This is a genomic window from Pseudomonas furukawaii (assembly GCF_002355475.1).
Taxonomy (GTDB): Bacteria; Pseudomonadota; Gammaproteobacteria; order Pseudomonadales; family Pseudomonadaceae; genus Metapseudomonas; species Metapseudomonas furukawaii.
On record NZ_AP014862.1, the window covers coordinates 3,539,963 to 3,559,279 of the forward strand.

Annotated in this window: 18 protein-coding genes; 3 read left to right on the forward strand and 15 right to left on the reverse strand. The window is 65.0% G+C overall.

The window, feature by feature from the left end; genetic code table 11:
- Positions 1-79: 79 nt before the first annotated feature.
- Positions 80-3,184: an efflux RND transporter permease subunit gene (locus KF707C_RS16435; RefSeq protein ID WP_003448110.1), complete on the reverse strand. Its 3,105-nt coding sequence runs from the start codon at positions 3,182-3,184 to the stop codon at positions 80-82.
- Positions 3,181-4,272 carry an efflux RND transporter periplasmic adaptor subunit gene (locus KF707C_RS16440; RefSeq protein ID WP_003448108.1) on the reverse strand — a complete coding sequence of 364 codons (1,092 nt, stop codon included), beginning with the start codon at positions 4,270-4,272 and terminating at the stop codon, positions 3,181-3,183. The genes KF707C_RS16435 and KF707C_RS16440 overlap by 4 nt, the downstream gene beginning before the upstream one ends.
- A gap of 632 nt (positions 4,273-4,904) precedes the next feature.
- Here KF707C_RS16440 and KF707C_RS16450 point away from each other — a divergent pair.
- Entirely contained in the window at positions 4,905-7,082 is a 2,178-nt protein-coding gene (locus KF707C_RS16450; RefSeq protein WP_051050666.1) for a putative bifunctional diguanylate cyclase/phosphodiesterase, read from the forward strand.
- 525 nt (positions 7,083-7,607) lie between these two features.
- Here the strand turns inward: KF707C_RS16450 and KF707C_RS16455 are convergent.
- The 5 genes from KF707C_RS16455 to KF707C_RS16475 all read right to left on the reverse strand — a co-directional run bounded on the left by KF707C_RS16455 (position 7,608) and on the right by KF707C_RS16475 (position 9,464).
- Positions 7,608-8,078: a hypothetical protein gene (locus KF707C_RS16455; RefSeq protein WP_131679658.1), complete on the reverse strand. Its 471-nt coding sequence runs from the start codon at positions 8,076-8,078 to the stop codon at positions 7,608-7,610.
- A gap of 131 nt (positions 8,079-8,209) precedes the next feature.
- Complete coding sequence (locus tag KF707C_RS16460) at positions 8,210-8,530, reverse strand: helix-turn-helix domain-containing transcriptional regulator (RefSeq protein ID WP_036990781.1); 321 nt, start codon at positions 8,528-8,530, stop codon at positions 8,210-8,212.
- 31 nt (positions 8,531-8,561) lie between these two features.
- Positions 8,562-8,873, reverse strand: coding sequence for a HigA family addiction module antitoxin (locus KF707C_RS16465; RefSeq protein ID WP_003448104.1), 312 nt, complete (start codon positions 8,871-8,873; stop codon positions 8,562-8,564).
- 8 nt (positions 8,874-8,881) lie between these two features.
- The gene (locus tag KF707C_RS16470; protein ID WP_003448102.1) at positions 8,882-9,178 is read right to left on the reverse strand and encodes a type II toxin-antitoxin system RelE/ParE family toxin; all 297 of its coding nucleotides are present in this window, start codon (positions 9,176-9,178) and stop codon (positions 8,882-8,884) included.
- Between the two features lie 88 nt (positions 9,179-9,266).
- Positions 9,267-9,464, reverse strand: a complete 198-nt coding sequence (locus KF707C_RS16475) for a hypothetical protein (RefSeq protein WP_003448100.1) — start codon at positions 9,462-9,464, stop codon at positions 9,267-9,269.
- A 161-nt stretch (positions 9,465-9,625) separates the two neighbouring features.
- Between KF707C_RS16475 and KF707C_RS16480 the strand changes: the two genes are divergently transcribed.
- Positions 9,626-10,213 (forward strand): hypothetical protein, encoded by a 588-nt coding sequence (locus tag KF707C_RS16480; RefSeq protein WP_036990765.1) that lies wholly within the window; start codon positions 9,626-9,628, stop codon positions 10,211-10,213.
- A gap of 329 nt (positions 10,214-10,542) precedes the next feature.
- A complete protein-coding gene (locus KF707C_RS16485; protein ID WP_131679657.1) occupies positions 10,543-11,223 on the forward strand; it encodes a hypothetical protein in 681 nt (226 codons plus the stop codon).
- A gap of 594 nt (positions 11,224-11,817) precedes the next feature.
- On the opposite strand, the gene KF707C_RS16490 is transcribed toward KF707C_RS16485, so the two are convergent.
- The 8 genes from KF707C_RS16490 to KF707C_RS16525 form a co-directional block, all read right to left on the reverse strand.
- Positions 11,818-12,090 carry a DUF971 domain-containing protein gene (locus tag KF707C_RS16490; RefSeq protein ID WP_003448092.1) on the reverse strand — a complete coding sequence of 91 codons (273 nt, stop codon included), beginning with the start codon at positions 12,088-12,090 and terminating at the stop codon, positions 11,818-11,820.
- On the reverse strand, positions 12,087-13,052 hold the full coding sequence (locus tag KF707C_RS16495; RefSeq protein WP_003448090.1) for a HEAT repeat domain-containing protein: 966 nt from the start codon (positions 13,050-13,052) through the stop codon (positions 12,087-12,089). Before KF707C_RS16495 ends, KF707C_RS16490 begins: the two co-directional genes overlap by 4 nt.
- Positions 13,049-13,906 carry an ABC transporter ATP-binding protein gene (locus KF707C_RS16500; RefSeq protein ID WP_003448088.1) on the reverse strand — a complete coding sequence of 286 codons (858 nt, stop codon included), beginning with the start codon at positions 13,904-13,906 and terminating at the stop codon, positions 13,049-13,051. The genes KF707C_RS16495 and KF707C_RS16500 overlap by 4 nt, the downstream gene beginning before the upstream one ends.
- On the reverse strand, positions 13,903-14,682 hold the full coding sequence (locus tag KF707C_RS16505) for an ABC transporter permease (protein WP_003448086.1): 780 nt from the start codon (positions 14,680-14,682) through the stop codon (positions 13,903-13,905). The genes KF707C_RS16500 and KF707C_RS16505 overlap by 4 nt, the downstream gene beginning before the upstream one ends.
- A 91-nt stretch (positions 14,683-14,773) precedes the next feature.
- On the reverse strand, positions 14,774-16,183 hold the full coding sequence (locus tag KF707C_RS16510; RefSeq protein WP_003448085.1) for an ABC transporter substrate-binding protein: 1,410 nt from the start codon (positions 16,181-16,183) through the stop codon (positions 14,774-14,776).
- 121 nt (positions 16,184-16,304) lie between these two features.
- On the reverse strand, positions 16,305-16,550 hold the full coding sequence (locus KF707C_RS16515) for a 4Fe-4S dicluster domain-containing protein (RefSeq protein WP_003448083.1): 246 nt from the start codon (positions 16,548-16,550) through the stop codon (positions 16,305-16,307).
- Positions 16,551-16,606: 56 nt separating this feature from the next.
- Positions 16,607-18,331, reverse strand: coding sequence for a fumarate reductase/succinate dehydrogenase flavoprotein subunit (locus tag KF707C_RS16520; protein WP_003448081.1), 1,725 nt, complete (start codon positions 18,329-18,331; stop codon positions 16,607-16,609).
- Positions 18,328-19,077, reverse strand: a complete 750-nt coding sequence (locus KF707C_RS16525) for a GntR family transcriptional regulator (protein WP_003448079.1) — start codon at positions 19,075-19,077, stop codon at positions 18,328-18,330. Before KF707C_RS16525 ends, KF707C_RS16520 begins: the two co-directional genes overlap by 4 nt.
- Positions 19,078-19,317: the final 240 nt, after the last annotated feature.

Genomic DNA, 19,317 nt, shown 5'->3' on the forward strand with positions numbered 1-19,317 from the left:
CCATTGGCTGCGGCCATGCGGGGCAAGGACGCCCTCTCCATCCGCGCCACCCGGGTGGCGCAGCGATGGAGAGGCCCACTCAAGGATGGTGCAAGGGCTCGGGCGCTTGCAGGCTGCGCCGACCTGCCTCCCATTGCAGCAGGAAGGAAATGGCGCAGGGGAGCACCGTGAGGGTCACGACCGTCGCGACGGCGAGTCCACCGATCACCGCGAAGGCCATCGGCCCCCAGAAGATCTGCGGCGCGATGGGGATCATGCCGAGGATCGCCGCGCAGGCCGTGAGCACGATGGGGCGCGCACGATGGCTCGCGGCCTGCACGATGGCCTCCCGGGGCGACTGGCCCGCACCAACGTTGATGTCCACCTCCTCGATGAGAATGATGGCGTTGCGGACGATCATGCCGACCAGGGCGATGACGCCGAGCTGCGCCACGAAGCCCATGGGCGTTCCCGTCGGCAGCATGGCCAGGACCACTCCGATCAGGCCGAACGGCGCCATCGCCAGGGCGAGGAACATCCGCGAGAAGCTGCGCAGCTGAAGCATCAGGAGCACGCACATCACCAGCGCGGTCACCGGCAACACGGCGGCCAGCGAGGCGCTTCCCTTCGCGGCTTCCTCGACGGCGCCACCGGTTTCGACCTTGTAGCCCTTGGGCAGGCTGGCGGCGAACTGCGCGATGGCGGGTGCCAGTTCCTGAACGACGGTCGCCGCCTCGACGCCCTCGCGAACGTCACCCTGGACAGTGATCAGCGGGAGACGCTGCCGCCGCCAGACGATCGGGTCTTCGACGCCGTAGCTGAGCCTGGCGATCTGCGACAGCGGGACGGCAAGGCCCTGGGCCGTGCGGACCTGCAGGTTGGCGAGGGTCGCCAGGCTCGTGCGCTCTCCGATCTGCGCGCGGACGACGACGTCCACGAGGCGGTCCTGGTCGCGCACGGTGGTCACGGTCGTACCGGAGAAGATCGACGCCATGGCACTGGCGATATCCTCGGAGGAAAGCCCCAGCGCCCGCGCCTGCGTCTGGTCGATGGCGACAATGACGCTCCGTTGCGGCTCGCCCGAGAGCAGATGCACCTCGCGGGTATCGGTGTTGGTCGAGAGCAGGTTGGCGAGCTGTCCGGCCAGGTCGCGCACCTTGCTCTGGTCGGGTCCCGTGACGCGGTACTTGAGCGGCCAGCCAACCGGCGGGCCGAGCTCGAGTGGCGTGGCCCGGGCGATCAGCCCGGGGAACTCGGTCTTGAACACGCCGGCGAGCTTGGCCTGCAGCGCGTCACGCTCCTCGATGCCCTTGGTCACCACCACCGCCTGGGTCACGTTGTCGTTCTGCAGCAGCACCTCCATCGGGAGGTAGAAGCGGATCGCACCGGAACCGACGTAGGTCGAGAACAGCTCCACGCCTGGATCGTCCTTGAGCAGCCTCTCGAGTTTCAGCGCCTCACGCTCGGTCGCCTCCAGCGAGGCGTTCTGCGGCAGCGTCAGGCTGACCAGGAGTTCCGGCCGGTCGGAGGGCGGGAAGAACTGCTGTTCGAGCTGGCCCGAGGCGACCACCGACAGCGCGAAGGCGACGCCGGCCGCGCCCAGGGTGATCGCGCGATGCCCCAGGGCCCAGGACAGTGCCCGCTGGTAGAGCCCCATGGCGCGGCCGCCACCATGGCCATGACTCGGGAGGGACCTGGGCAGGATCAGGGTGCCGAGCAGGGGCGAGAAGAGGACGGCGACCACCCAGGAGGCGGACAGCGAGATCAGCACCACCATGAACATCGAGTAGCAGTACTCACCCGCGCTCGATGCCGCGAATCCGACCGGGATGAAGCCGGCGATCATCACCAGCGTCCCCGTCAGCATCGGAAAGGCGGTCGAGTCGTAGGCGAAGCTCGCCGCCCGCTTGAGGCTCCAGCCCTCCTCCAGCTTGCCGATCATCGCCTCGACCGTGATCATCGCGTCGTCGACCAGCAGGCCGAGGGCGATGATCAGCGCGCCGAGCGAGATGCGCTGGAGGCCGATGCCGGTCAGCTCCATGCCGATGAAGGTCAGCGCCAGGACGAAGGGGATCGAGAGGCTGACGACGAGTCCGGCCCGGACGCCGAGCGAGAGGAAGGAGACGGCGAGCACGATGGCGATCGCTTCGGCCAGCACCTTCAGGAAGCCGCTCACGGCCTGCTTGACGACGCTGGACTGGTCGGCGACCTGAAGCATCTCGATGCCGTGGGGCAGCCCCATCCGCACCTCATCCATGCGGTCCCGCACCGCTTGCCCGAACTTGAGCAGGTTGCCGTTGGAGGCCATCGAGATGGCGAGGCCGAGCGCCCGCTCACCGTTGACGCGGAACTGCGGGGACGGCGGGTCGGCCGGGATACGCCGGATCGTCGCCAGCTCGGTCAGCGGCACGAACCGGTCGTTCGCCCGCAGCGTCATGGTCTGCAGGCTCTCCTCGGAGACGAAGCTGCCGCTCACGCGCAGGGCGATCTTGTCGTCGGCCAGGCGCACCGTGCCGGCGGGGCTCACAGCGTTCTGGGCGCTCAGGGCCCTCAGTATCGCCGCCTCGTCCAGGCCGAAGGTGGCCAGCTGGCTGGGGGAGAATTCGACGACGATCTGTTCCTCCTGCACGCCCAGGAGCTGCACCTTGCCGATGCTCGGGATGCGCAGCAGTTCCGCCCGCACGTTCTCGAGGTAGCCGCGCAACTCCCGGTCCGAGAAGCCCTCGGCCGTGAACCCGTAGATCTGGCCATAGGTGTCACCGAACTCGTCGTCGAAGAAGGGCCCCTGGACGCCGCTGGGGAGCGTCGCGGCGATATCGGCCATCTTCTTGCGCACCTGGTACCAGGCGTCGGGGACTATGTGCGCCGGCGCATCGTCGCGCAGGTTCACCATGATCACCGTCTCGCCGGGGCGCGTGTAGCTGTCGAGGCGGTCGAGCCAGGGGATCTCCTCGAGCTTTTTCTCCAGGCGATCGGTCAGCAGGTTCGTCGTGTCATCGATGTTGGCGCCGGGCCAGCGAGCGGCCACCACCATGGTCTTGATGGTGAAGGCCGGGTCCTCGTTGCGGCTCAGCTTCGAGTAACTCATCGCACCGCCGATCAAGGTGATCAGCATGAGAAAGAAGATCAGCGGCTTCTGCGCGATCGACCAGGCCGAGAGGTTGAAGCCGCCCTGCCCTTCCGGGCGTGTCTTGCCGGAACTCATTTGGCCACCTCACCGGCTTCGAAGGTGACTTTCTGGCCGGGCCTTAGCTTGCTCACACCGGCAGTGACCACGGCATCGCCCTCGTCGAGACCGGACTCCACCAGCGCTTGCGTCGCCGTGTAGCGCGCGACCACCACCGGTTTGCGGACCAGTTCCCGGGTGCTGGGCTCGACCACGAAGACCGCCGGGTTGCCGGCCTCGCTCGTCAGGGCCGAGGACGGGAGAATGATGAGCGACTTGCCAGGCAGGATCAGGCGCCCCGTCACCGTGGCGCCCAGCGTCATGACATCGGGCGCATTGGGCAGGGCGATGCGGACGCGGTAGGTGCGGGTCGCCGGGTCCGCGGTCGGGCTCGCATCGCGGAGCCGGCCGATGACCTTGACCCTGGGATCGGACAGGAGCGCCACTTCGACCTGGATGTCGTTCGGCACACTGGTGTAGATCCGCTCGGACACGTTGAAGACGGCATCGCGTTCATGGGTGGAAGACAGCTTGATCGCCGGCTGGCCGGCATCGACGACCTGCCCCGCATTGACCTGGACCGCGCTGACGATGGCGTCGTCAGGCGCCCGGAGCTCGGTGTAGGTCAGCTTGTTGCGGGCGGTCTGCAATCCCGTTGTGGCGACCTTGAGCTTGGCGTTGGCGGCGCGCCAGTTGGCCTCGGCCTCCTCGACCCGCGCCTGCGCGACGAACTGCTTCGCGAAGAGGGTGCGCTGTCGCTCGAGTTCCGATCTGGCCAATCCCTCTGTCGCCTCGGCGCTCTTCACCTCGGCCTCGGCGGTGAGCACTTCGTTCTGGACATCGTTCGGATCGAGTGTCGCCAGGAGCTGGCCCTTGACCACGCTCATGCCGATCTCCGCAGCCCGGGTCGCGACGCGGCCGTCGATGCGAAAACCGAGGTTGGTTTCGACATTCGCCTGGATCTCGCCCGTCTGGGCGACCTCCTCGCCGATGGCGGCGGCCTTGGCGATGACCGTGCGGACCGGTCGCGGGGGTTCCGCCGTTTGCGCCTGCTCCTGACAACCTGTCAGTGCCAGGGCCAGACTGCCGGCACAGCCGCAGAGCAGGAATGTCTTGAGTCGCTTCATCTCGGGTCTCCTTGCTCAGTCACGAGCCGTACTGAGCGATGCACAGGCTCCCGGAGTTCCGTGCGTGCGGCGCTGAAATCGATAGCGCCTTTCATGGCACGGACCCTCGGAGCCTGTGTAGTTTTTGCTGAACGTTAGTCCCGGATAAATTTAACACAACACTCGTTAGCATTAACATTGATCGGACGAAACTGGCCCTGCCCCGGAGAAGCCGGCGCCGATCACTCTCACGTCGGCGCGGGTGTCGCCCTCAAGCTCTGGCCGCACGTCGACTGGCCTTTCCTGCCAACCACCGTCGCGGCGAAATCGCCCTACCGCAGTGCTGGTCGCGTTCTCCGCGTCTCGACGGAGTGCTGGCATGGCAGGCCCTCCTGGCGGCTCGGGATGTGAAAGGCAAAGCCATCATTGGGACGGGAACCTGTCTCGAAGCTTTTCGTGCGGGGTTTCCAAGGGACCCTTGTTGCTTTGCTGCCCCCATGGACCGCGCATCTCCCCAGCCGCCCCATGGCACCGCGCAGCTACACTTACTGCGGAGCCCCACAGGCTCTCCTCCTCCATGAATGGGCGTCTGGCAGCCGCAGGACCCGCGCCCTCGCCATCGCGCCGACCCGTCCGGGCAAGGGAGCCAGGAGATGACCGCTCTTCAACTTCGCGGTATCCGCGACCCGCTACCCGATCCCGAGCTCGACGGTTACGTCAGGCTGGCCGCCATCGCGTGCCGGGTGCCCATCGCCATGCTGACCTTCCTCGACAAGGAACGGGAGTGGTCGGGCGGGACCTTGGGGGTGGCCTCCGGCGAGGGGCCGCGGGCGGGCTCGCTCAGTGCCGTGGTGGTGGAGTCCAACGCACTGGTCCATGTGGAGGACGCTTCCTCGAATGCCCTGCTCCAGCACTGCGCCCTGGTGGCGGACTCGCCTCGCATCAGGCTCTTCGCCGGGGTCCCGCTGACCGTGGCGGAGCGGGACGTGACCGGCGTGCTCTCGGTCGCGGATACCGAAAAACGCCGCCTCGATGCCGCGCAGGTCGAAGCCCTTCGCTTGCTGGCGGGGCAGATCTCGAACCTGCTCCAGCACAGGGCCTCGCTGCGCAACCGGCTGGAGGCGGCCGACCGGGAGGCAGATGCGCTCGACGGCCTGAGGGAAAGCCAGCGCCGGTTGCAGACCCTGGTCAGCAACCTGCCCGGCGTCGCGTATCGGAGCCTGAATGATGTTTCCTGGCGTCTGGAGGTCGTCAGCGAGGGCTGCCTGAAGCTGATCGGCTATTCCGCCGCCGAACTCATCGAGGGAACCGTCAGGATGGTGGACATCATCCACCCTGACGACATTCCCCCGCTGAGGCGAAAGGTTTCCAGAGCGCTGAGGACCCGGACTCCTTACCAATCCACCTACAGGATCAGGACCGCAACGGGCCAGACCAAGTGGGTCTGGGACAAGGGGTGCGGCGTCTACTCCGCGGACGGAAAGGTGCTCGCACTGGAAGGGTTCATCACCGACATCACGGAGCAGAAGCACGCGGAGGAATGCATCCGGAGAATGGCCTACTTCGATGAGCTGACCGGCCTGCCCAATCGCCTGTCCATGCGGGATGCCCTGGGCGTCGCCATCGCCACCTCGGGCGACTCCCACGCCCCTGTCGCCCTGCTGCACGTCGAGGTCGATAACTTCCGCGAGATCAACGAGACGCTGGGCTACCGCGAAGGCGACCGTCTGCTGCAGGAGATCGCGACACGGTTGCGGGAGGCGGTGGATGCCCGCGAGACGGTCGCCCGTATCGCCGAGTCCTCGTTCTCGGTGTTGCTTCCCGGAATGGATGCCAGTCAGGCCGTGCAGGCGGCGCGCAAGGTACTGGAAGCCATGAGCACGCCCTTCGGGCTGGATGACCTGTATGTACCCGCTGAGTGCAGCATCGGAATCACGCTGTATCCGGGGCACGGCACCGACCCGGATTCACTGCTGCGTCGCGCGAACATCGCCCGTTATGGCGCCAGGCACAGGGCGGAGAAACTCGCGGTGTTCGCAGGCGCCCTCGACAGCGACAACGCGCAGCGGCTGACGCTGATGAACGACCTGCGCCGCGCCATCGATAGCGACGAGTTGCTCCTGATGTTCCAGCCCAAGCTGCGGATGCACGCAAGGCAGGTGAGCGGCGTGGAAGCGCTGGTGCGCTGGAAGCACCCTGAGCGAGGCCTGCTGGGCCCGGACCAGTTCATCGGTTTCGCCGAGAACGCAGGTCTCATCACGCGGCTCACGTATTGGGTGCTGGCGGCTGCCGTTCGGGAAAGTCATGCCTGGCATGGCGCTGGCCATGCCGTGCCCATCGCGATCAACCTGTCGTCCCATGACATTCGCGACCGGCAACTGTTCGAGCAGATCTCGCGGGCCCTGGAAACCTGGGGCGGCGCACCGGACTGGATTCAGTTCGAGCTGACCGAAAGCTGCATCATGGAAGACCTGTCGATCGCCCGGCAGGTCCTCACACAGCTGCGTGAAGCGGGCTTCAAGCTGTTCATCGACGACTTCGGAACCGGATACTCCTCCCTCGCCTACCTGCGGCATCTTCCGGTCGACTACATAAAGATCGACCAGTCATTCGTGAAGGACCTCGACAGCGACAGGGAGTCAGCGGCCATCGTGGAAGCCATCATCAAGCTCGCCCACAGCCTCGGCATCGCCGTGGTCGCCGAAGGGGTCGAGTCGGTTTCGACCATGGAGATGCTGTCGAACTGGGGCTGCGAGGAAGCCCAGGGCTACTGCATCAGCAAGCCGATTTCCGGACGTGACTTCCAATCCTGGAACAAGGCCTTCGTGTAGACATCCGCGTTCGCAGGCCCTTTGGAAGAGAACGAATCCTGTCCGATCGCCTCCTCGCCCGGGAAGGCACATCGTTCCAGAAGCCGCTGGACGAGACCCGCCAGCCACTCAACCGGCGATGGCTCCGCCGCCCACCACCCGCCTCCGAACGATGGGGATGCGATGGCCATCCGTTTACATCGACCGGCAGCGCCCTAAACCAACCTCCACACTTTTTCGACATGTTTATGGGGCTAGGCCAACTCCAAGAAGGCGCTTCCACGCATCAGGCACAAGAAAGGTTTTTGTGATCGATGCCGACAAACATCTGTAAAAGACCATACTGCCGTGCTCCGCTAATTTGACTCGGCAACGACCCCGGCCATTCAATTCGAGCAGTTTCCCGTGAGAGGAAGCTACACACTGCACACAAAGGAATGGCTTGCAGGTTTCCTGGTGCGGAGTATCAATCTGAGAGAGTAACTGCTTGGGCCTTCTCGACCTCTTGAACCTCAGTCGCGACGCTCAAGATTCATGGCGTAAGCTTCATCGCACCTGGTGACCGAAGAAAATCGCAAGCGTGTAGCAGCAAAAACCAAGGCCAAGCGAATACCGGCCAATCTTGCGGTAGATGTGCTCATTCTGGCGCTTGTCGTAATGGTCCAGGAATACGGAAATCACACTCACTGCGCCCAGGAGCAGACTCAGGACCGGCAGGGTTATCTCGGCTCCGCTGAACTCAAGCACAAGTGCACGCCGCCCGCGTCGGCCTCCGTACGCGAGTTGAAAGTGCTGCACGTAGATGACGTAGGCGGAGAGCCCGAAAAGGACTACTGCGCCAATCAGACTCGCAGCCCTGTCTAGCAGTGTTACCTGGTTGGGGACGTAATCCTCTTCAGTTGAACTGGAACCGAGAAGCGTTGTGCATCCCGTGCAGTAGCCTGTTCGAAACTCTTCCCGGGTAACGAAATTCCGCAGGCCACAATCGACACAGATCACCTCAAGCCGCCAGTCCATCGGACTGCTGCAGGACGTGCACCTTCTGGACTTCATGTGCGAGACAAACTGGTTGCTCGTTCCGCATTCCGCACACTGCTTGGTCCACGCGCTGGTAGGCATACTGGTCATCCATGAATTTAGAAAGTGGTTCAGGCCACAGTGTTGGCCTGCACTTCAATGCTCGCACCCAGGTGGTGCCGAAGCGCATCAAAGATCGCTGCTATGTTGTCCATGCTTGGGTTTCCGCTCACTGAAAGCATTCGGTGCAGACTCTTGCTTGGCCTACCGGTCGCCTGTGCGAGCCCTTCAAAGCCGAATGTAGCGTTAACCAGGTTGTGCAGCATCACGCGGGCGACTTCAGGCTCTCCTTGCAAAAGCAGCGAACCCGCTTCCGCGAACAGCGCCCTTGCAAACTCGGGATCTCGCTTGATCCTGTCGAGTTCAGCGGAATCGACCAGGCGACTCACCAGTTCGTGAGGGAGCAGGTCGTCACTGCGCACATCAAGCAGCCTGATGAGGAAGTGGCTTAGCGCGCTCGATCCTGGCTCTGCGATCAGGCGAATTGAGCGCTTCCCAGAGATCGTTTCGGCGCTGCAGGTTCAGCCAGAAATCGGCCGAGTTACCAAAGACCCGGGAAAGCATCAACGCAGTGTCCGCCGTGATGGCGCGACGGTTGTTGCAGAGCTCATTGACCAGCTTGCGCTGTACGCCCATGGCTTCGGCCAACTGTCCCTGAGTAATGCCCATGGGTTCCAGGAACTCTTCGGTGAGCATCTCGCCGACGCTCACCGGCTTACGTTCGGTAATGATCATGCTTCACCTCATCGGTAAGAGTGATTGTCGAGGTACACCCCCGACGCTTCGCCTTTGTCTCCATCCCACTCGAATACCAATCGCCATTGCTGATTGACCCGTATGGAGTGCAGCCCTTTCAACTTGCCAACCAGTTTTTCGAAGTGATTGCTAGGTGGAATCCGCAAGTCACTGTCGGTAGTGGCATCGTCCAGCAACTGCAGCTTTCGAAAGAGCCTGTTGCTGATATCGGCCGGTATCTGCTTGGCGTGCTCGTCATGAACGAAGAACGCTTCCAGCCATGTGTCCCTGAAGCTTTTGATCATGAGTCAAATTCTTAGGATTTATCCCACTGTACCGCACAACGGTACAGCCCACAAATAACAGGCGACTGACGGCCTCACCTGACCGGTATCAAGCCGCCATCCCATACCGGATGTATCGCTCCTCCAGCTTCTTGGCCAGGTGCTTCTTGAGCCAGGTCCTGGACCTGCCCTTCTCCCGGTAGTACTCCTCCACCAGGTGGAAGATCGGCAACGTCTTCAAGGCTGCCCAGCAGGACGGGAAGTCCATGCGGTTACGGGCAAAGAGCGTGATGGCGTTGCCCAGCATCAGCTCTATGTTCTTTCCCGAGAAGCCTCTGGCGGTCTTGTAGTAGCGGCGGTAGACGAAGCGCTCCAGGGGAGCTTCGAAGCGGGTGCATCCGTGGCGAGCTGCTGGAGCATGGGCCAGCGCCGTACCAGCACGACCCGAGCAAGGACGTCAGCTACTTCGTGAAGCTGCAGACCGACCAAGGCGAGCGGACGATGTGGGGCAAGGACTTTCAGCACCTGATGGAGCAGGGTCAGCTCCAGCCAGGTGAGCGGATCCTCCTTCAGGATCACGGTACCCAGGCAGTCGACGTGGTTCATCAGCTCGCCGATGGCACGAGCGAAACCAAGGTCGCGCAGCGTCGCACCTGGACGGTGAAGCGAGAAGGGATGGCCATCGATCATGAGCGTTCCGGGCTGACGTCAGTCGCTGCTGAACCGCTACGCGATACTCGCCTCGACGGCGACCGCCTCTCGAAGGCAGCGGTCTCGTTGCGCGAAGTGGGTTTTGATGAGGTAGCGGATCTCTTCGCCGAGGCCGTGTTCAACGAACACCGCTGGCCGGATGCGCTGGCCAACCTGCGGCAACTCGCGAAGTCGCCCAATCCGGACGCTACGCAGGCAGCCAAGGAGGTGGCCCACAACCTGTACCAAAGCCTGGAGCGTGAGCTGTACAAGCAGGGCGTCGACTACCAGACAGTCGCCGACACCGGTCGCCTGATCGAGCCGGCGGCGCCGACGGTGGACCGTAGTCGAGACATCCCCTTCTGATTCCCGCTTGACCACTGAAGGCCTGACAACGCGTCGGCCTCCAGCGCCTTTCCTCCTCCCCTCCCCAGCCCCAAGGCCAATCGCCACGGGGCTTTCTTATCTGCCCTTCCTCCTGGCTGCTTCGCTGTTGCGCTGGCCCGTCGGTGGCCCGCGCGACAGGTCCGTGGGCGGCCGCTGCTCGGAGTTTGCTTGTACGCAGGGAATACGTTCCGCGGATCAACCACGGCGGTAATTTTTGTGGCCATGTCGTCGATGCCCCGAAGCTGGATCTGATCACCCCAACGACGGTGAAACGTCGCCCAGGAATCCTTCGCGAGCTGCAAGCGCGCGTGAAGAGCTACTACACACGACCCATGATGATTCTGTCGCTCCGTGCGGCAAACCGTAGCGCAACCGGTCGTCAGCAGCGCAGCGAGCGCCGCGAAGCGTGCCTGCAGTTGCTGGCGGCGATTCTGGAATTCACGGACCTGGCCTCGCTGCGTTGCGGTGTGCCGACGTCCTCAGGTTTCGTGTCGCTGACACTGGACTACCTGGTGCGCTTCACCGACCTGCATCCGCGCCGCGCTGAACGCGCGATGGCGGACCTGAAGCACGCGAACCTGCTGACCGTGAGCCAGGCCCGCCAGCTTCAGGAGGATGGCACCTGGCGCGGCCTGGCGGCCGTCCAGGCGGTAAACAAACTGCTATTCACCGCCTTTGGCCTCGGCCAGCGCCTGCGCCATGAGCGCGATCGCGCCGCGAAGCGCCTGGCCAAGAAGGCGGCGAAGCTGGGCGGAACCTTGACCGGCTGGGCGCGCAACGCGCTGCTGATAGGACGGACGGGGGAGCCCAAGATCCGCCTGCGGACGCAGCGATCTCAGGATCGATCGCTGCCAGGCGTCGACGCCTTTACCTATCAGCAGGCTCGAACCGAGCTGCTGGTGGCGCTGATGCAGGCCAAGCCAGGCCTGCCAGCGAACGACTATCACACCGAAGCCGACCGGATCCTGCGCGCCAGGATGCATGCCTGAAACCAGGCAGGCCTCGTCACGTCCGCAACTTGGCAAATTGGCCATTTCCGCGCTGATTCCGCCTCTCGGCACTCTCCTTTTCAACCTCGCCCTTCCTCGACCAGCACTCCCGCACGCGGATCCTGCGTGCAGGAGTTTCTAGTGAGTCGTTAAGTGTCGGGGAGACCGCCAGTAGGTGTCGGGCATTAACCAGCTGGTTTTAAAAGAATCAGGAGAGCGGTGGTGCTGCACACCACGAAATATGCCCCTTCGGGAAACTTTCTACCTTGAGCGCGCCGGGGACTTTTGTGCGGCAGCCCGTCTAAGCGGCCCGACCTTCGGCCGCCCTCTCCGGCGCTCCGCGCCTACGCCCCCTGCGGGGCGCCAAGACCACGGATAAATCGCCCCCGGCCGACAAGTCGGCCGAGTGCTCAACCGGGCGCGTGTGCGCGCTGGGCTGTAAGCTGCGCGCAGCCTGGAGGCCAAAGAAAGTCATTAAACGGCGAGCGCCTGTACAGCCGGCTCGAAAGCCAAAGGGCCGCACCGAGCCGTTCAATCACAGGTCGTCCCATGCTTTGGCCCCCTTCCCAAACGGTCGACTGCAACCAGAACGACTCAAGCCAGCCCCCGCAAATAGCTCCAAGGGTAGATGCCCCTGTCATGGCCATCGCTAAACACCAGTTGCACTCCATAACCCTGCGGATTGATAGCCCGCAGGCGCACCTCGCTCGGCGCCGTGTCGATGCGCCCCTGCAGGCGTGCAGCGCGACACTGCGAGCAGGGGCAAGCGGCGCGTAGGCGGATGTGACTCAGCTCAGTTACCTGACCGTCCGGCCACTCCAGGCGGAGCTGATCGGCGGCGCTGCGCAGGGCGCTGGGTACGTTCATTGCACCGCACCCTGTAACTGACCAAGGGCAATGCGCACGGCCTTGCGAACCTCGGGGTCTCCATCATTTTCCGCCGCTTGCAGCGCCGGCAATGCAGCCGGGTCGGCCAGCTCGCCCAAGGCCAGGGCCGCCTCCTTGCGCAGGTTGCTGATGTTGTGGCCGAGCAGTTCGACCAATGGGTGCAGCGCGCCAACGAAGCGCAGCTTGCCGAGAGCCCGTGCCGCGCGCAGGCGTACCTGCCAGTAGCCATCCGCCAACGCCTCGATCAGCGCCGGGCCCGCCTCGGCCTGACCGACCTTGCCGAGGGTAGTGGCGGCCTCCTCGCGCACCTGCCATTCGCGGTCACGCAATGCCGCGCGCAGGGCCGGCAGCACGCTGGCGTCGCTGGCCAGGCCCAGGGCGCCGGTGGCGGCCCGGCGCACCTCGGTGTCCGGGTCGCGGCTGGCCAGGGTGGCCAGAGCCGGCAGCGCGTCGGTCTGCTTGAGCCAGCCGAGGATGCCGACCGCCTCGCGACGGACGAAGGCATCGCTGTCGTGTAGCGCGCCCAGAGCCAGCGGCGCTGCCTCGGCCAGACGCAGCTCGCGCAGCGCGCGCAAAGCGCTGGCACGGACGAAGGCTTCGCCATGGGCGGCCCAGGGCAGGATCACCCTGCCCGCCTCGGCGCTTTTCAGCTCGGATAGGCTCTGCGCGGCGGCGGCGCGCACGCCTTCATCGGTATCGGCCAGGGCCGCGCACAGGGCGGCCACCACCTCTGGCTCCTCCCAGGCCTCCAGCAGACGCGCGGCCTCGGCGCGCACCTCGGCGGCCGGGTCGTCGCCCAGTGCCTGTGTCAGCCAGGGCAAGGCGTCGGGATCTTCCAGGTCGGCCAGTTCGATCAGGGCGATGCGACGCACACCGGCGTCGATATCGGCCAGGCGAGGCTGCAGGTCGAGGATGTCCGGGTTGTCGGTTATCAGTGTCATAGGGCGATTCGCAGTGGCGGGTGTTCGGTGGTGGGCAGGCCCAGTGGCGTGAGACGCGGCAGTTCGCGGCCGTCCTCGTGGCGCAGCAGCTCAAGACAATGGCGCTTGAGGTGGACGAAGCCTGGGCTGGTCAGCAGGCTGGCATTGCGCGGACGCGGGAAGTCCAGGCGCAGGTCTTCGATGAAGCGGCCCGGACGCGGGCTCATCACCAGGATTCGGTCGGCGAGGAACAGCGCCTCGTCGATATCGTGGGTGACGAACACCACGGTGGTACGGAAGCCCGTCCAGATATCCAGCAGCAGCTCCTGCATGCGCGTGCGGGTCTGCGCATCGAGGGCGCCGAAGGGCTCGTCCATCAGCAGCAGGCGCGGCCGGTTGATCAGCACGCGGGCGATCTCGGCGCGCTGCTGCATGCCGCCGGAGAGCTGGCTGGGCCAGCGCGTAGCGAAGTCCTGCAGGCCGACCAGGCGCAGCATCTCGGCGGCCTGGCGGCGGCGCTCGGCCTTGCCGATGCCCTGCATCTTCAGGCCGAAGGCGACGTTGTCCAGCACGCTGCGCCAGGGCAGCAGGGTGTGGTGCTGGAACACCATGCCGCGCTCCGGCGACGGGCCGGCGACCGGCGCCCCATCCACCAGCAGGTTGCCGCCAGTGGGCCGCAGATGACCGGCCAGGGCGCCGAGCAGGGTCGACTTGCCGCAGCCGGACGGCCCCAGGATGCAGACGAACTCGCCGGGCTCGACGGCAAAATCCAGCGCCTGCACCGCCTCGAAGGCATCCGTGCCCTGGCCGAGACGAATGGACAGTCGGCGGCCGTCGATGCGGCCGGTCTCGGGGGCTTTCTCATAGACGCTCATCGCGGTGCTCCACTGCGGTACCAGGGGGTAGCCAGGCTACCGAGGCGCTTGACCAGGCCGCTGCTGGCCATGCCGAGCAGGCCGATCAGCAGCATGCCGACGAGGATGTCCGGGTAGTTCTGGATGGTGTAGGACTCCCAGGTGTAGTAACCGATGCCGAACTGGCCGGAGATCATCTCGGCGGTGACCAGGCAGAACCAGGAGGTGCCCATGCCGATGGCCAGGCCGGTGACGATGCTCGGCGCCGCGCCCGGCAGGATGACCTCGCGCAGGATCGCCAGGCGCCCTGCCCCCAGGCTGCGCGCCGAGGCGATCAGACGCGGATCGACGCCCTCCACGCCGTGGATGGTGTTGAGCAGGATGGGGAACAGCGCGCCGGTGAAGGTGATGAACACCATCGACAGCTCCGACGAGGGGAACATCAGGATGGCCAGGGGAATCCAGGCCACCGCGGGAATCGGTCGCAGTACTTCCAGCGGCGGCAACAGGCTGGCCTCGGCCCATTTCGAGCGGCCGATGGCCAGGCCCAGCACCACGCCGATCGCGGCGGCACTGAGGTAGCCGGCGAACACGCGGCCCAGGCTACTGGTGAGGTGCGCCAGCAGCTGGCTGGAGTGCAGCAACTGCCAGGCAGCGCCGAGCACGGCGCTGGGCGTGGGCACGTAGGTGAAGGTGAGCAGGCCCAGGTCCAGCCGCGTGGTGGCGGCCAGCTGCCAGAACAGCAGGCAGGCGGCCAGCGACGCGAAGCGCAGGGGCCAGCGGTAGAAATGGGTCATGACATAGGTCCTCGGTGGACCGTAGGGGGCGCCGTGCGCACCGGGCGGACCGCAGTGGGTCCCGATGCGCGCAGCGCACCCTACGATGGCGTCAGCGCTGGGCCAGGGCCTGGTTCTGGTTGGCGCTGACGAAGTCCAGCGCAGTGCCGCCGTGCTGCTGGGCGTAGGCCTCGGCCTGGTCCTTGAGCAGGAAGGCGGCGAGCTCGCCCTTGCCGTTGCGCACGAACCAGGCCTGGTTGGCCAGCAGCTTGATGCCGCTGTCGGCAGCCTGGGCGTAGATGGCGCGGATGTCCTTGCCCTCCTGCTCCAGTGCGGCCAGGGCCTTGAGCGCGGCTTCCGGCGAGGCGTAGTGGCGCACCTTGTTCTCGCCGCGCACCCAGATCTGCGCCAGGCGCTTGAAGTCGGTGATCGGCTGGCCGGTCAGCGCATCAACGGCCTTCAGCGGCAGCGGCTGGTAGTCGGCCAGTGCCTTGTCATAGTCGCGGCCAGCCTGCTTGAAGGCGGCGCGGATGTACTGGTCGTCGACGAACTTGTCGACGTCCAGGCCGCGATCGGTCTTCTTCAGCAGCTTGAGGGTGTCGATGGAGGTGGCCAGCGCCTTGCGGTATTCCGGCTTCCAGGTCAGGTCGCGGGTCTGCAGGCCGAGCGGGCCATGGAACAGGTAGTTCACTTCGGCCTCGATACCGGTGACCTTCTCGATCAGCTCGCTGTAGTGCTCCGGCGACTCGGCGAACAGGCGGTCGGCCTCGAGGCTCGCGCGCAGGTAGGCGGTGACCACCTCCGGGTACTTCCTGGCGTACTCGGCATCCACCAGCGCGCCATGGAAGGTCGGCGCATTGGCCTGGGAGCCATCGTAGATCTTGCGGGCGAAGCCACGGTTGGGGAACAGCTCGGCGAAGGGCACGAAGTCGGCGTGGGCCTCGATGCGGTTGCTGCGTAGCGCCGAGCCGGCAATCTCCGGCGGCTGGGCGATGATGCGCACGTCCTTCTGCGGGTCCCAGCCTTGGGCCGCGATCGCGCGCAACAGCATGCCGTGGGCGGTGGAGGCAAACGGCACGGAGATGGTCTTGCCCTTCAGCTCGGCCAGCGACTGCACGCTCGAAGATGCCGGTACCACGATGCCATTGCCGCTGCCACGAATGCTGCCGGAGAGCACGGTGAGGAACAGGCTGCGCTTGCCGGCATCGAGGTGGGCGACGCCATTGAACGAGCCGGGGAAATCGGCCATGGCGCCGAAGTCCAGCTTGCCGGCAACCATTTCATTGGTCAGCGGTGCGCCGCTGGTGAAGTTTTTCCACTCGATCTCGTACTTCACATCCTCGTACTTGCCGTCCTTCGGCAGGTACTTGTCGAGCAGGCCCAGCTCGCGAATGAGCAGGCCGCCGGTGGCGCAGTTGATGGTGGTGTCCTGGGTGCCGATGGCGACGCGGATGGTCTCGGCATTGGCATGAACGGTGGCGATGGCCAGGGCGAGGCCGGCCAGGGTAGTACGCAAGCGCATGGGTTTTCCCCTCGAATCATGGTTTTGGAATCGTCTCCGCCAGTCGGTCGGCTGGTGGGAAACGAGGGGGTGTTACATCAGGCGTCCGGCGGTGGCCGGTGGCATTTCTTGCTCGTGTGGCTCAGCGCAGCAGGTAGGGAATCTCCACCTTCACCGCGCCGGTCGGGCAGTCCTTCTCGCAGGGCATGCAGTACCAGCACTCGTCGAACGCCATGTAGGCCTTCTGCGTGTCCGGGTTGATCGCCAGCAGGTCCATCGGGCAGACCTCGACGCACACGGTGCAGCCCTTGTGGGCGATGCACTTGTCCTCGTCGATGGTCACCGGCGCATTGCTGCGGAAGAAGATTTCTTGGGGCTGGTAGGCCATGTCACGGTTCCTCGGAGCCTACGGCTCGTTCGTTTCTGCGGTTCGCACGAGTCAGGTCAGGCAGCGTCGCTACGCACCCGCAGGCGCTCATAGGCGCGTTGCTCCTCTTCGTCCAGCGGGACCAGGTAGGGCTCCACCGGCTTCTTGAAGCTGGTCATCTCACCCTGCTCGCCCTTCTTCAGGTGGCAGTGCACGAACCACTCGGCGTCATTGCGCTCGGGGTGGTCGACCCGGTGGTGGTACAGGCCCCAGCGGCTCTCGGCGCGGAACAGCGAGGCGCGCGCGGCCATCTCGGCGCAGTCGCGGATCACGCTGACCTCCAGGGCGCGCATCAGCTCGTGCGGGTTGTTGGCCTTGAGCTGGTCAAGATCGCGCTGGATGTCGGCGAAGCGGGTCAGGCCGATCTCCATCTTCCTGGTCACCTTCGGCGGCTGCAGGTAGTCGTTGACCATGCGCCGCAGCTTGTACTCGACCTGGGCCGGCGGCAGGCCATGCTCGCGATTGAGCGGCGCATAGACCCGCGCCTGCTCGCGCTCGATCTGCTGCTTGTCCAGCTCGGTAAAGTCTCGCCCGGCGATGTACAGGGCGGCGTTGACCCCGGCGAACCAGCCGTAGGTGAAGGCGCCGAGCATGTAGTTGTGCGGCACCGCCGCCATGTCGCCGGCGGCATACAGGCCTTTCACGCTGGTCTCGGCCTTCTCGTTGACCCATACGCCCGAGGCGCTGTGGCCGGAGCAGAAGCCGATCTCGGAAATGTGCATCTCCACCATGCCGGTCCGGTAGTCGGTGCCGCGGCCCGCGTGGAACTGGCCACGGCTGGGGCGCTCGTTGCTGTGCAGGATCTCCTCGATGTTCTGGATAGTCTCCTCGGCCAGGTGGTCGAGCTTGAGGAACACCGGACCGTTGCCGCCCTCCAGCTCCTGGTGGAACTCCCACATCATCTGCCCGGACCAGTAATCGCACTCGATGAAGCGCTCGCCCTTGTTGTTGGCGGTGTAGCCGCCCAGCGGGCCGGTGACGTAGGCGCAGGCCGGGCCGTTGTAGTCCTTGATCAGGGGGTTGATCTGGAAGCACTCCAGGTTCGCCAGCTCGGCACCGGCGTGATAGGCCATGGCGTAGCCGTCGCCGGCGTTGGTGGGGTTCTCGTAGGTGCCCATCAGATAGCCCGAAGCAGGCAGGCCCAGGCGCCCGGCGGCGCCGCAGGCGAGCACCACCGCCTTGGCGCGGATCACATGAAAGTCCGCGGTGCGGCAATCGAAGCCCATCACCCCGTTCACCGCGCCCTCGGCGTCGGTGAGCAGGCGGGTGGCGATGACCCGGTTGGTGATCTCCACCCGCGCGCGCTTGAGCTGGCGGTACAGCACCTTCTTGATGTCGTGCCCCTCGGGCATCGGCAGCACGTAGGCGCCCATGTGGTGAACCTTCTTCACCGCGTAGTCGCCGGTCTCGTCCTTCTCGAACTTCACGCCCCAGCGGTCGAGCTGCGAGAGGGTCTCGAAGCTCTTGGTGGCGTAGGCGTACACCGCCGCCTGGTTGACGATACCGTCGTTGGCGATAGTGATTTCCTTGGTGTACTGCTCCGGCGTGGCGTGGCCGGGGATCACCGCGTTGTTCAGGCCGTCCATGCCCATGCTGATGGCGCCGCTGCGCTTGACGTTGGCCTTGTCCAGCAGCAGCACGCGCAGCTCGCGGTTGGCCTCCTTGGCCTTGATCGCGGCCATCGGGCCGGCGGTGCCACCGCCGATCACCACAAGGTCGTATTCGCGTTCGATCGTATTCATGCGTGGGAGCCCTTCTGGCGGTCGATGCGCAGGCGATACTGGAAGGCGTCGCCACGGTAATAGAGGTATTCAAAGTCCAGCGGCGTGCCGTCTGCGGCGTGGGTCAGGCGCTCGATGCGCATGATCGACGCGCCCTCCTCCACATCCAGCGCACGGGTCAGGTCGGCATCGGCAAGCACGGCATCGATGGCCAGGTCCGCATGGCCGAGGGCGATGCCGCAATCGTTCTCGATGATCAGGAAGATGTCGCGCGCCACCAGGTCGGCCTTTTCCAGCTTCTCGCCCACGGCGCGCGGCACATAGGTGACCTCCAGCGACACCGGCTCGCGATTGACCAGGCGCACGCGCTTGATCTCGGTCACCGGCGCGCCCTCCTCCAGTCCCAGGCGCTCGGCGACGCGAGCGCTGGCCGGCAGGTGCTTGAGACTGTGCAGACGGTTGATCACCTCGTAGCCCATCTGCGACATGGACTCGGCCAGCCCCTGCAGGGTGCTGACGTTCTGGAACGCCTTGGGCCTGGCGACGAAGGTGCCCTTGCCGTGGTTCTTGAAGATCAACCCTTCTTTCTGCAGATCCCCCAGCGCCTGGCGGACTGTTATGCGGCTGACACCAAACGACTGCCCCAGCTCGTTCTCCGAAGGCATACGACTGTGCGGCGGATAGGTGCCATCAAGTATGCGACTGCGCAGCAGCTCCCTGAGCTGGCTGTACAGCGGCACGGGGGACAGGGGGAAAAGCTCGGCCATCTCGTCAAATATCCTTACTTGTTATAACAAGTTATGGACAGAAGATAGTCGATATAAGGGAAACATCTGAAATACTTTTTAAGCATATGCATATGAGTGATCGACGCCCTGCACCGGCACAAAAAAAACGCCGACTCGGCATGGCCGGTCGGCGTGAAGAGCAAGGGTGCAAAGCACCATTACCACCGTGGTCGGATGGGCAGCTGCGACACAAGGAGAGCCGCCCCGGGCAAACGCTCG

Coding starts and splice junctions, on each gene's coding strand:
- KF707C_RS16435 (WP_003448110.1), bottom strand. CDS start 3,184: ATGAGTTCCGGCAAGACACGCCCGGAAGGGCAGGGCGGCTTCAACCTC.
- KF707C_RS16440 (WP_003448108.1), bottom strand. CDS start 4,272: ATGAAGCGACTCAAGACATTCCTGCTCTGCGGCTGTGCCGGCAGTCTG.
- KF707C_RS16450 (WP_051050666.1), top strand. CDS start 4,905: ATGACCGCTCTTCAACTTCGCGGTATCCGCGACCCGCTACCCGATCCC.
- KF707C_RS16455 (WP_131679658.1), bottom strand. CDS start 8,078: ATGGACTGGCGGCTTGAGGTGATCTGTGTCGATTGTGGCCTGCGGAAT.
- KF707C_RS16465 (WP_003448104.1), bottom strand. CDS start 8,873: ATGATCATTACCGAACGTAAGCCGGTGAGCGTCGGCGAGATGCTCACC.
- KF707C_RS16470 (WP_003448102.1), bottom strand. CDS start 9,178: ATGATCAAAAGCTTCAGGGACACATGGCTGGAAGCGTTCTTCGTTCAT.
- KF707C_RS16475 (WP_003448100.1), bottom strand. CDS start 9,464: ATGCTGGGCAACGCCATCACGCTCTTTGCCCGTAACCGCATGGACTTC.
- KF707C_RS16490 (WP_003448092.1), bottom strand. CDS start 12,090: ATGAACGTACCCAGCGCCCTGCGCAGCGCCGCCGATCAGCTCCGCCTG.
- KF707C_RS16495 (WP_003448090.1), bottom strand. CDS start 13,052: ATGACACTGATAACCGACAACCCGGACATCCTCGACCTGCAGCCTCGC.
- KF707C_RS16500 (WP_003448088.1), bottom strand. CDS start 13,906: ATGAGCGTCTATGAGAAAGCCCCCGAGACCGGCCGCATCGACGGCCGC.
- KF707C_RS16505 (WP_003448086.1), bottom strand. CDS start 14,682: ATGACCCATTTCTACCGCTGGCCCCTGCGCTTCGCGTCGCTGGCCGCC.
- KF707C_RS16510 (WP_003448085.1), bottom strand. CDS start 16,183: ATGCGCTTGCGTACTACCCTGGCCGGCCTCGCCCTGGCCATCGCCACC.
- KF707C_RS16515 (WP_003448083.1), bottom strand. CDS start 16,550: ATGGCCTACCAGCCCCAAGAAATCTTCTTCCGCAGCAATGCGCCGGTG.
- KF707C_RS16520 (WP_003448081.1), bottom strand. CDS start 18,331: ATGAATACGATCGAACGCGAATACGACCTTGTGGTGATCGGCGGTGGC.
- KF707C_RS16525 (WP_003448079.1), bottom strand. CDS start 19,077: ATGGCCGAGCTTTTCCCCCTGTCCCCCGTGCCGCTGTACAGCCAGCTC.